Below are 11,286 nucleotides of genomic sequence, written 5' to 3'. Positions count from 1 at the left end.
AGCATCATGACGGTCTTGCGCATCGGATAGTCCCTCCTGTTCGCCCGGCCCTTAGGGTCCAAAGAGGATCAGGACAATGCCGGCCGATCGCCCAGCGCGAGCAGCGCGAAACTGGCCAGCCAATGCTCGCCCATATAATCCCCCGCGACCGCATCGAGCGACGCGGCGAGGTGGCGATCGGCGGCATCGCGCAGGATCGCCTGCGTCTCGGGGGCGTCGATCGTGGCGGCGAGGGGGCGGAAGGCCCAGGCGCGGCTGAGGTTGAGCCCGTCGAGATGCGCGATCTTGCCGTCGCTGCGGTCGCTGACCGTCGCGGGGGTGAACAGCGCGGCGGGCTCGCGCGCCGCGACGCGCGGCAGGAAGGCGGCGAACCATTGGGCGAAGGCGGCGCGCGGCAGCAGCGCGGCCATCGCGGTCGCTTCCATCAGGATCGGCGAGAGGAAATCCTCGCCGCTCGGCTCCCACGCCTGCGCGTCGCGATCGGCGCCGAACCAGCCGTGCGCGCGCTCGGTGAGCAGGCCGCGCAATGCCGTGTCGCCGGCCACCTCGGCATAACGCACTGCGAGCACCAGGGCGAAGCCGGTATTGGCGTGCTGCCCGGCGCGCACCGGATAGGTCAGCAGCGGCAGGAAATCGCGGAACCGCGCGACGAACGCGTCGGCAAGCGGGCGCAAGGTCGCGGCGTGCGGCGACCCGGCCTGCACCAGCTCCGCCGCGAGCATCAGCAGCCACGCCCACCCGTAGGGCCGCTCGAAGCCGCGCGCCGAGGGGCGGTCGAGATAGGCGCGCTCCGCCTCGACCTTCGCGGGGGTGAAGGCATCGGCGAACAAGGCGTCGATCGCCGCTGCCTCGGCGAGATCGGGGAAGAGGCGACGCACGCGGGCGAGCAGCCAGTAACCGTGGACGCAGCTATGCCAGTCGAAGCTGCCGTAGAAGATCGGGTGGACCGCGCGCGGGGTGTAAACATCCGCGTCGCCGGTCATCACATGATCGGCCTTGTGCGGGTATTCGCGGGTGACGTGGCCCAGCGCGATGCGCGCGAAGCGGGCGGCGTGGTCGGCGGTGAGGTCGTAGGTCATCGGGGTGTTCCGGGAAGGACGGACAGCGCCATGATCGCGATATTGACGCCGAGCAGGATCAGTGCGGTCGGGATCTGCGCCCGGATCACCGCGTGGCGGTCCCTGAGCTCGAGCGCGGCGACTGGGACGATGTTGAAATTGGCCGCCATCGGGGTCATCAGCGTCCCGCAAAATCCCGAGAGCATCCCGAGCGCCGCAACCGGCGCGGGGTTGCCGCCGAAATGATGGATCAGGAACGGGAGACCGATCCCCGCGGTCATGATCGGGAAAGCGGCGAAGGCATTGCCCATCACGATCGTGAACAGCGCCATGCCGAGGCAATAAGCGAGGACCGCGGCGAACGGGATATCGAGCGGCATGATCGTCGTCGCGCCCATCGCGATCCATTGCCCGACATTGGCGGCGGCGAAGATCCCGCCGAGCGCGGCGAGCATCTGCGGCAGGATCATCGCCCAGCCGATCGCGTCGGTTAGGCGGCGCGCCTCGGCGGCGGGTGCGCTGCGCGGCGCGGCGGTCAGGCGGATCGCAAGGCCCAGCGCGACGATCGCGCCCGCGGCGAGCGATACCAGAGTCACTTGCTTGGGGTCGATCAGCGCGACGCCGGCGACCTTGCCGTCGGGGAGGAGCAAGGTGCCGGCGAGCGTCACCGCCGGGATGCACAGGGCAGGGAGGAACAGCCGCGAGCCGAGGCGTTTCGCCGTCGCCGCGCGTTCCGCCGCGCTGGTCGTGCGGACGGGGGCGGGGCGCAATCCCGCGGTGGCGAGCGCGACCATCGCCAGCACGATCATCCCGTTGGCCACATCGGGCAGCCACGGCCCCGCGATCAGGCTCGCCGCGAACAAGGCCCAGAAAGCCGCGCTGCGCCACCAGTCGCGCGTCTCGCGATGCAGCGCATGATGCACCGCTACCGCCGCGGGGAGCAGCCCCGATACGACGCCGAGCGCGTCGAGCCCGATCATTGCCGCCGCGCCTTCAGCCGGCGATCGAACAGCAACAGCCGCGTGCCGTGGACGAGGAAAGCGGCGATCGCGGTCGGGATCGCCCAGACCGCGACATGCAGCGGCGCGACGATGATCCCGTTCTGCTCCAGCACCGCACGGATCAGCAGGATCGATCCGATCGCGATGAACACGTCCTCGCCGAAGAACAGCCCGATATTGTCGACCGCCGCGGCATTGGCGCGGATCGTGTCGCGCGTCTCGGGGTCGAGCGCGGTCGGGTCGCCCCGTTCGGCGGCGCCCTCGGCCATCGGCGCGACGATCGGGCGGACCATCTGGACATGCCCGCCGAGCGAGGTGAGCCCGAGCGCGGCGGTGAGCTGGCGCAGCGCGAGATAGCCGAGCAATACCCGCCCGGTCGTCGCGCCGCGCAGCCGCTGGACGAGCCCGCGGGCATGATCGCGCAAGCCCGCGCGTTCGAGCAGCCCGATCGTCGGCAGCGCGAGCCACGCCACCGCGAGGAACCGCCCGTCGACGAACGCCTTGCCGATCATCCCGATCACCTCGATCGGCCCGTGCCCGGCGGCGAGCGCGCTAGCGAAGGCGGCGATCGTCACCACCAGCAGCGGGTTGATCCCCAGCGCGAAGCCGATGACGATGATGACGATCCCCGACAGGACCAGCATCGCGCGCGCCCTACAGCGTCGCGGCGGCGCGCGCCGCCTGATTGTACTGGCCCGAGATGCGGCGCAGCAGATCGGCGGCGTCGGACAGCGCCGTGTCCCCCGGTCCCTCGTGCGCTACCGCATCGGCGAGCAGCCGCTCGCGCACCGCGCGATAGGCGTCGCAGAAGGCGACCCCCGCCTCGGTCGCGACGACCAGCTTCTCCTTGCCCTGCCGCCGCGTCTCGACGAACCCGGCTTTCTCCAGCTTGCGGATCGCATAAGTGGCGAGATGGGTATCCTCGATATCGAGCACGAGCGTGATGTCGCCGAGCCTTTTGGGGCGGTCGCGGTGGCGGACGGTGTGGAGGATCAGCACCTCGATCGGCGACAATTGCGCCCCCGCCGCCAGCGCGCAGCGCGCGAGCCAGCGCTGATAGGCGGTGGCGGCCAGTGTCAGGCTGAATTCGAGCTCCGACAGCGCCGGGGCGGCGCCATCGGCAAGATGCGCCGACGAGACGATCGCGCGCTTCATATCGCTTTCCTTCCCGGCGCAGCACCCGTCATTCCCGCGCAGGCGGGAATCCAGACTGGCTGGCCTCTCGGATCGAGCCGCAACCTCGGCGCGAATGGATTCCCGCCTTCGCGGGAATGACGAAGGTGGGTTGGTTCGCGCGATTGCGGATCGGGCACGAAGAACTCTGCCGGCATGCGATTGCCCTGTCGTCCTCTCTGCGGTGCAGGGTCGCGCGTCGAAAACGACTTGTCAACGATCGATCATCGTATCATTGATAATTTATAGATAAAATGGAGATGATCGATGCGCTGGCAGTTCTGGATCGATCGCGGCGGCACCTTCACCGATCTGGTCGCCCGCGCGCCGGACGGCACGCTCTCCACCGCCAAGCTGCTGAGCGAGAATCCCGAACGCTATGACGATGCCGCAATCGCCGGCATCCGCATGATGCTGGGGCTGGACCCCGCCTACCACCCCGGCGAAGGCCGGGGTCCAGCATCGGACCGATCGCAACTGGACCCCGGCCTTCGCCGGGGTGACAGTGAGGTGAACGGAGACGGTGTTGCGTGCGATGCCCTGCCCGCCGGCCTGATCGAACAGGTCAAGATGGGCACCACCGTCGCGACCAATGCGCTGCTCGAACGCAAGGGCGCGCGGACCTTGCTGGTGGTCGATGCCGGCTTCGCCGATCTGCTGACGATCGGCAATCAGGCGCGGCCGCGCTTGTTCGATCTCGCGATTCGCTTGCCCGCGCCGCTCCACGATGCGGTCGAGGAGATCGGCGGGCGGATCGACGCCGCGGGCAATACCCTCATCCCGCTCGACGAGGATGCGGTGCGCGCGATGTTCGCGCGTCACGCGGGCGCGTTCGAGGCGGTGGCGATCGCGCTGACCCACGCCTGGGCGTTTCCCGAAACCGAACGCCGCGTCGCCGCGCTGGCGCGCGAGGCGGGTTTTTCGCAGGTTTCCGCCAGTCATGACGTCAGCCCATTGACCGGGTTGGTCGCGCGCGGCCGCACCACGGTGGTCGACGCCTATCTCTCGCCGGTGCTGCGGCGCTATGTCGATCGCGTCGCGGGGGCGCTCGGCGATACCCCGCTCGCCTTCATGCAGTCGAGCGGCGGGCTGGCCGATGCACGCGCGTTCCAGGGCAAGGACGCGATCCTCTCCGGCCCGGCGGGCGGGGTGGTCGCGGCGGCGCGCACCGCCGAGGCGGCGGGGTTCGATCGCGTGATCGGCTTCGACATGGGCGGCACCTCGACCGACGTGATGCTCTACGCCGGCCAGTTCGAGCGCGCCTTCGATACCGAGGTCGCGGGGGTCGAGCTGCGCGTGCCGATGATGGCGATCGAGACGATCGCGGCGGGGGGCGGGTCGATCCTCCATTTCGACGGCGCGCGCTATCGCGTTGGGCCCGACAGCGCGGGGGCCAATCCGGGGCCGGCGTCATACCGTCGCGGCGGGCCGCTGACGATCACCGATGCCAATGTCTTCGTCGGCAAGATCCAGCCGGGGCATTTCCCCGCGATCTTCGGCCCTGCCGGCGACCAGCCGCTCGATCGCGACACGGTGGCGGCGCGCTTCGCCGATCTCGCCGCCGAGATCGCGAGGGCGACCGGCCGTGCGCAGGAGCCGCGCGACGTGGCGGAGGGTTTCCTTACGGTCGCGGTCGCCAATATGGCCGGCGCGATCAAACGCGTCGCCTTGGAGCGCGGCGAGGATGTCACCCGTTTCGCGCTGCAATGTTTCGGCGGGGCGGGGGGGCAGCATGCGTGCAAGGTGGCCGAGACATTGGGGATGCGGACGGTGTTGATCCACCCGTTCGCTGGGGTGCTTTCGGCCTATGGCATGGGGCTCGCCGACCGCGCGGCGATGCGCCAGCGGTCGCTTGAACGGACGCTCGAAGAGGCGCTGCTGCCCGAGATTGCCGCGCTGGCCGACGCGCTCGGCGACGATGCGGTGCGTGAATTGGAGCAAGGCATACCATCCACCGTTCGCCCTGAGCTTGTCGAAGGGCGGCCCGACCTCTCGAACGACAGGACGCCCTTCGACAAGCTCAGGGCGAACGGATCGGATGTCGCGCAGGACCAGCGGGAGAAGGAGCCGGCACGCCGCGAGGTGAGCGTCGGGCTGCGATACGCCGGCACCGATACCGCCTTGCCCGTCCCGCTGGGCACCCTCGCCGCGATGCGCGCAGCATTCGAGACGGCGCATCGCGCGCGCTTCGGCTTCGTCAGCCCCGACCGCGCGATCGTCGCGGAGAGCGTGATCGTCGAGGCGATCGTCCCCGGTACCCCGGTGGCGATGCCGGTGCTGGCTCCGCGTGCCGGTGACGCGCCGGCGCCGCTGGAGACGATCGCCCTGTGGAGCAGCGGGCGCGAGCATCGTGCGCCGGTCCACGATCGCGATGCCCTGCGCCCCGGCGATCGCATCGCCGGCCCCGCGCTGATCCGCGAGGCGATCGCCACCACCGTGGTCGAGCCCGGCTGGCGGCTCGAAGTGGGGCGCGCAGGCGAATTGCTGCTCCACCACGAAGCCGCCGTGGCGCTCGATGCGCGCGACGATCCGGCGGTGGCCGATCCGGTCCAGCTCGAATTGTTCAACGCGCAATTCATGGGGATCGCCGAGCGGATGGGGGTGGTGCTGCGCAACACCTCGAGCAGCGTCAACATGAAGGAGCGGCTCGATTTCTCCTGCGCCTTGTTCGACGCGGCGGGGAATCTCATCGCCAATGCGCCGCACGTCCCGGTCCATCTCGGCGCGATGGGGGAGAGCGTGCGCGCGGTGATCGCCAGCCGCGCGGGGACGCTCAAGCCCGGCGACGCGGTTGCGCTCAACAATCCCTTCAACGGCGGCACCCACCTCCCCGACGTGACGGTGATCTCCCCGGTGTTCGACGAGCGCGGCCACGAGATCCGCTTCTTCGTCGCCAATCGCGGGCATCACGCCGATATCGGCGGGCTCACTCCCGGTTCGACCCCGCCGACCTCACGCACGCTCGAGGAAGAAGGCGTGGTGATCGATGATTTCCTGCTGGTCGACGGCGGCGAGTTGCGCGAGGCCGAGTTCCGCGCCTTGCTGGCGGGCGCGCGCTGGCCCGCGCGCAGCCCCGACGTCAATGTCGCCGATATCAAGGCGCAACTCGCCGCCAACGAGACCGGGATCGCCGAATTGTGCGCGCTGGTCGCGGCGCGCGGCTGGGGGATGGTCAGCGCCTATATGGGGCATGTGATGGCCAATGCGGAGGAGAGCATCCGCCGCGTCATCACCCGGCTGAGCGACGGCGCGTTCGACTATCCGATGGACGATGGCGCGCGGATCGCGGTCAAGGTGACGGTCGATCATGCGGCGCGCGCGGCGACGATCGACTTCACCGGCACCAGCGCGGCGAGCGCGGGCAATTTCAACGCCCCGCCGGCGGTGACCCGCGCGGTGGTGCTCTACGCCTTCCGCTGCCTCGTCGGGGAGGATCTGCCGCTCAACGAGGGGTGTCTTGCGCCGCTGACGATCGTCATGCCCGAGGGGAGCTTCCTCTCGCCCCCGCCGGGGAGCGCGGTGGTCGCGGGCAATACCGAGGTGAGCCAGGCGGTGTGCAACGCGCTGCTCGGCGCGCTGGGCGCGGAGGCGGCGTCGCAGGGGACGATGAACAACTTCCTGTTCGGCAACGATCGCGTCCAATATTATGAAACGATCTGCGGCGGTTCGGGCGCGGGGCCGGATTTCGACGGCGCCTCGGCGGTGCATACGCATATGACCAACACCCGCATCACCGATCCCGAGATATTGGAATTGCGCTATCCGGTGCGGCTCGACCGGTTCGCGATCCGGCGCGGGTCGGGCGGGGCCGGGCGGCAGCGCGGCGGCGACGGGGCGGTGCGCGCGATCACCGCCTTGGAGCCGATGACCGCGACGATCGTCGCCTCGCGCCGCACGGTCGCGCCGTTCGGGCTCGCCGGCGGGGCCGACGGGGCAGCGGGGGCGCAATGGGTCGAGCGGCGCGACGGCACGCGCGAGCTGCTCGGCGGACGCGCCGAGGTCGCGCTGGAGGCGGGCGATCGCTTCGTGATCGAGACCCCGGGCGGCGGGGGATACGGGCGGGCTTGAGGTAATCACCCCTCCCCGTTCGGGCTGAGCTTGTCGAAGCCCTGCACTTTTCTTGCCTTGAAGAAGGACAGCCCTTCGACAAGCTCAGGGCAAACGGCGGTGGGATAGGTCTATGCCTCCAGCTCGACGTCCCAATAGAGCCAGTCGCGCCACGTATCGTGGAGGTAATTGGGCGGGAAGCGCCGGCCGTGTTCCTGCAGATGCCAGCTCGTCGGGCGGATCGGCTCGATATGCAACGGCATCCCCGCCTCGCGCGGGGTGCGCCCGCCCTTGCGCAAATTGCACGGCGCGCAGGCGGTGACGACATTCTCCCACGTCGTCCGCCCGCCATAAGCACGCGGGACGACGTGATCGAAGGTCAGGTCGCGCTGCGCGCTGCCGCAATATTGGCAGGAGAATTTGTCGCGCAGGAACAGGTTGAACCGGGTGAATGCCGGGAATTGCGACGGCCGGACATATTGTTTGAGCGCGATCACCGAGGGCAGCTTGATCGACTGCGTCGGGCTGCGCACCTCGCGCTCATAATGCGCGACGATGTCGACGCGATCGAGGAACACCGCCTTCACCGCGGTCTGCCACGGCCAGATCGACAGCGGGTAATAGGACAGCGGCGTATAATCGGCGTTCAACACGAGCGTCGGGCAGCTGTCCGGATGTCGGATCAGATCGGGATGGAACAAGCCTTCGCCCCTTTCGATACCGTGTTGCGAACGCCCTTACGACGCTTGCCGTGACACGATGATGACAGAGGGGGAATCATGCGGTCAAGTGCGAACGCGGCGGGATTCCGCGAGTCGCGCGACGGATGGAAGCCAGCGAGGTGTGGGCTGATCGCCGAGGCCCGCCTGTTTTCCTCCCGTCATTCCCGCGAAGGCGGGAATGACGACGGCATAGAGATCAGCGCGTCTAGACCCCGCGCACCTGCGACCAGGCGGCGGCGATTTCCGCCATATTGTCCGCCACCGCGCGGAACGGCGCGCCGTCATGCCCGATGCTGGCGCGGATCACCTCGGCGCGCGCGCCGGCGTAGAAGCGCGCGAGCGTCTTCGATACCTCGCCGCCCTTGTCGAAATCGAGATTGGCCTCCAGCGCGAACAGGATCGCGGTGGCGCGGGTCACGCGCTCGCTCTTGGTGGCGAACTGGTTGCGCTCGGCGGCCCAGCCGGCGACGCGCAGCGCCTGGATCAATTCCTCGTAGAGCAGCGACACCAGGGCCGCGCCGTCGGCGTTGCTGGTGCGGCCCGCGAGGTCGATCTCGCGATAGGTCTGGGCGGGGTTGCGCAGCAGCGCGCTTGCATAGGCCATGTCAGTTGTTGCCCGACTTGGTCCACATGTCGATCTGCTGCTGCAGATAGGCCTGGGTCGACTTATAGGCGGCGACCTTCGAGTTCATATTGGCGAATTGCTGGGTCAGCCGGTCGGTCATCGCCTGCTGCTGGAGCGTGAGATCGTCCTGCTGCTTGCCGAGATCGCTCTTCGCCGCGGTATAGGTCGTGTTCGACGCGCCGAGCCCGTAGACCATGCTCGTCGCGTTGAGCTGGATCGATTGCATCGCGGCGTTGATGCCGTCGGTGTTGCTCGTCCCATAAGCGAAGATCGCCTCCACCCCCGCCGGATTGTTGGTGATGGCATTGGTCAGCGTCGTCGAATTGACCGAGAGCGAACCGTCGCGATTGGTGTTGACGCCCAGATCGGCGAGCGTCGCGGGCGCGCCGGTCGCGGGATTGGCAATCAGCTGCCGCGTCGTCAGCGAACGCATCGAACGGTACAGATTCTGCGCCGCGGTATCGGCGCGCAGATCGCCGGTGATCGGATCGACCAGCGCCTTCAGCGCGCTGAACACCTGGTTGTAGGTATCGACGAAATCGTTGACCGCATTGGTCAGCGCGGTGGTCGGCGTGGTCGACGACAAGGTGACCGGGGTGGCCGACACCGCGTTGAGGTTGATCTGCAGCCCGCTGACCAGATCGCTGATCGAATTGCTCGTCCGCTCCACCGCGACGCCGTCGAGCGTCAGCTTGGCGTTCTGCGCCGGGCTGGCGATCTTCATCGCGGCGCCGGGGCCGACGTTGAACGCGGAGAGCGTGCCATTGTCGTCGGTCGTCGCGGTGAGCGTGAACGCCTGCGCCGCGCCGGTCGCGCCCTTGAGCGAAAGATAGGCCGAGCCGTCGACATTGGTGACGATCGACGCGGTGACCCCGGTGCCCGAGGCGTTGATCGCGCTCGCCAGCCCGGCGAGCGTATTGTCGCTGCTGTCGACCGTGATTGTGGCGGGCGTGCCGCTGCCCGCGGCGAATGTGGCCATCGACCCGTCGGCATTATAGGTCGCGGTGCCGAGCGTCAGCGTGAACTGGCCGGTGCCGATCGACGCCTGCGCGCTGGCGACCGGGGTGGTGCTGACCGCGGTCTGCGCGCTGGCGAGCTGGCTCACCGTGATGCTGCCGCTCAGCCCGTTGAGCTTCGCGCCGATCAACGGGGTCACGCTCAGCACATTGGCGTTCGAGCTGGCCGGCTGGGCGACGAGCGAGCCACCCTTGACGAGCTGCTGCAGCGCATTGGCGAAATCGGTGATCGAGCCCTTGAGCGTCGACACGTCCGAAATCTGCGTCGTCAGTGTCTGCGACTTGGCGTTGAGCGCGGCGACCTTGGTGGCGAATTGCGCATTGACCAGCGAGGCGACGAGCGCCGCGGTATCGACCCCCGAACCCGTGTTGAGCGAGCTGAGCAGCTGCTGCGCGGCCCCCGCATTGACGCTGGCGGTGGTGCTGGCCGCCGTATTGGCGGTCGACGTGGTCGAGCTGGTGCTGCTGGTCGTCGTCGTCATGCTTGTTGAAACGACCGGAAGAGGCGATTCTTTACGGCTGTTTCGACGCCTGCGTCCGGATCACCCTCCGTCGAATCGCGATTCCCCTCCCCGTTCGGGCTGAGCCTGTCGAAGCCCTGCACTTTCTTCCTCGGAAGAAGGACAGCCCTTCGACAAGCTCAGGGCGAACGGGGAGGGGGGGTCAGACCTTCACGCCATTTTCGTCGAACCGCGCGGTCTCCGGCACGTCGATCGTCGGCGGCCGGCGCCCGGCGATTTCGGCGTCGAGGTTGAACACGAACGCCAGCACCGTCGCGATCGCGAGATAGAGGTCGTCGCGGATCTCCTGCCCTTCGCGGCTGGTGTAATAGACCGCGCGGGCGAGCTGGGGATATTCGAGCACCGGCACCGCATAATCGCCGGCCATTTCGCGGATCGCGAGTGCGGTCGCGCCGCGCCCCTTGGCGACCACCACCGGCACCTGATCGTTGCCGCGATCGTAGCGCAGCGCGACCGCGAAATGCGTCGGGTTGGTCAGCACGACATGCGCCGAGGCGAGCGCCTTCTTCATCGAGCGGGAAAGCATCGCGCGCTGCTTGGCGCGGATCTGGCCCTTGAGTTCGGGATTGCCCTCGGTCTCCTTATGCTCGTCCTTCACTTCCTGCTTGGTCATGCGCAATTTGCCGAGCAGCCGGATCAGCTGGACCGGCACGTCGAGCATCGCGATCGCGACCAGCCCCAGCGCCATGACGATCAGGATATGCGTCAGCGTGCCCCCCAGCGCGCCGACCGCCACCTCGACGTTCGAGGCGGCGAGACCGAACATCGCGTGCGACGAGGACATCAGCAGCCAGGTGCCGATCGCGCCGAGCAGCACCACCTTGAGCAGCGATTTGCCGAGTTCGATCCACCCGGTCGGGCCGAGGATGCGCTTGAGCCCCGATGCGGGGTTGATCCGCGATCCCTTGGGCGCGAGCAGCGAGGCGTTGAAGCGCAGCGCGCCGAGCCCGCCCTGGCTCAGCACCGCCGCGACGACGGTGATCGCGAACAGGGCGCCGAGCGCGGGGGCGAGTTCCCCCCCCGCTTCGGCGAGCGGGCGCCACGGGTGGAAATCCTCGACGTCGCCGCGCCCGAAGCTGAGGCTCGCGGCCATCACCGCCTTGCACGCGCGGAGCAGCGACGC

The 11,286-nt window shown here is 68.7% G+C and carries 9 protein-coding genes; 1 reads left to right on the top strand and 8 read right to left on the bottom strand.

Annotated features, from left to right (window positions below):
* Nucleotides 1-68: 68 nt before the first annotated feature.
* The 4 genes from BGN95_RS23290 to BGN95_RS23275 are packed head-to-tail and all read right to left on the bottom strand — an operon-like array spanning nucleotide 69 to nucleotide 3,214.
* Nucleotides 69-1,079, bottom strand: coding sequence for a DUF2891 domain-containing protein (locus BGN95_RS23290; protein WP_286774156.1), 1,011 nt, complete (start codon nucleotides 1,077-1,079; stop codon nucleotides 69-71).
* Nucleotides 1,076-2,038: a DUF979 domain-containing protein gene (locus tag BGN95_RS23285; RefSeq protein WP_286774155.1), complete on the bottom strand. Its 963-nt coding sequence runs from the start codon at nucleotides 2,036-2,038 to the stop codon at nucleotides 1,076-1,078. The genes BGN95_RS23290 and BGN95_RS23285 overlap by 4 nt, the downstream gene beginning before the upstream one ends.
* Nucleotides 2,035-2,703, bottom strand: a complete 669-nt coding sequence (locus BGN95_RS23280) for a DUF969 domain-containing protein (RefSeq protein ID WP_265270539.1) — start codon at nucleotides 2,701-2,703, stop codon at nucleotides 2,035-2,037. Before BGN95_RS23280 ends, BGN95_RS23285 begins: the two co-directional genes overlap by 4 nt.
* A gap of 10 nt (nucleotides 2,704-2,713) precedes the next feature.
* Entirely contained in the window at nucleotides 2,714-3,214 is a 501-nt protein-coding gene (locus BGN95_RS23275; RefSeq protein WP_179512812.1) for a winged helix DNA-binding protein, read from the bottom strand.
* Nucleotides 3,215-3,499: 285 nt separating this feature from the next.
* Between BGN95_RS23275 and BGN95_RS23270 the strand changes: the two genes are divergently transcribed.
* Nucleotides 3,500-7,300, top strand: a complete 3,801-nt coding sequence (locus BGN95_RS23270; protein ID WP_286774154.1) for a hydantoinase B/oxoprolinase family protein — start codon at nucleotides 3,500-3,502, stop codon at nucleotides 7,298-7,300.
* Between the two features lie 110 nt (nucleotides 7,301-7,410).
* On the opposite strand, the gene BGN95_RS23265 is transcribed toward BGN95_RS23270, so the two are convergent.
* The 4 genes from BGN95_RS23265 to BGN95_RS23250 all read right to left on the bottom strand — a co-directional run.
* On the bottom strand, nucleotides 7,411-7,980 hold the full coding sequence (locus BGN95_RS23265) for an HNH endonuclease (protein ID WP_179512810.1): 570 nt from the start codon (nucleotides 7,978-7,980) through the stop codon (nucleotides 7,411-7,413).
* A gap of 226 nt (nucleotides 7,981-8,206) precedes the next feature.
* Nucleotides 8,207-8,605: a flagellar export chaperone FliS gene (locus tag BGN95_RS23260; RefSeq protein ID WP_265270544.1), complete on the bottom strand. Its 399-nt coding sequence runs from the start codon at nucleotides 8,603-8,605 to the stop codon at nucleotides 8,207-8,209.
* Nucleotide 8,606: 1 nt separating this feature from the next.
* A complete protein-coding gene (gene fliD / locus BGN95_RS23255) occupies nucleotides 8,607-10,124 on the bottom strand; it encodes a flagellar filament capping protein FliD (RefSeq protein WP_265270545.1) in 1,518 nt (505 codons plus the stop codon).
* Nucleotides 10,125-10,305: 181 nt separating this feature from the next.
* The coding region (locus BGN95_RS23250; protein WP_286774153.1) for an EscU/YscU/HrcU family type III secretion system export apparatus switch protein at nucleotides 10,306-11,286 on the bottom strand (981 nt) is incomplete at its 5' end.

The sequence above is a fragment of the Sphingomonas sp. 66-10 genome (assembly GCF_001897045.1).
Classification (GTDB): Bacteria; Pseudomonadota; Alphaproteobacteria; order Sphingomonadales; family Sphingomonadaceae; genus Sphingomonas; species Sphingomonas lycopersici.
The sequence above is the reverse complement of the archived record's forward strand: the minus strand, read 5'-3'. Positions and strand labels throughout refer to the sequence as shown.

What these genes read in the sequence shown, in the direction of transcription:
- BGN95_RS23290 (WP_286774156.1), bottom strand. Translation starts at nt 1,079, where the DNA reads ATGACCTACGACCTCACCGCCGACCACGCCGCCCGCTTCGCGCGCATC.
- BGN95_RS23285 (WP_286774155.1), bottom strand. Translation starts at nt 2,038, where the DNA reads ATGATCGGGCTCGACGCGCTCGGCGTCGTATCGGGGCTGCTCCCCGCG.
- BGN95_RS23280 (WP_265270539.1), bottom strand. Translation starts at nt 2,703, where the DNA reads ATGCTGGTCCTGTCGGGGATCGTCATCATCGTCATCGGCTTCGCGCTG.
- BGN95_RS23275 (WP_179512812.1), bottom strand. Translation starts at nt 3,214, where the DNA reads ATGAAGCGCGCGATCGTCTCGTCGGCGCATCTTGCCGATGGCGCCGCC.
- BGN95_RS23270 (WP_286774154.1), top strand. Translation starts at nt 3,500, where the DNA reads ATGCGCTGGCAGTTCTGGATCGATCGCGGCGGCACCTTCACCGATCTG.
- BGN95_RS23260 (WP_265270544.1), bottom strand. Translation starts at nt 8,605, where the DNA reads ATGGCCTATGCAAGCGCGCTGCTGCGCAACCCCGCCCAGACCTATCGC.
- fliD (WP_265270545.1), bottom strand. Translation starts at nt 10,124, where the DNA reads ATGACGACGACGACCAGCAGCACCAGCTCGACCACGTCGACCGCCAAT.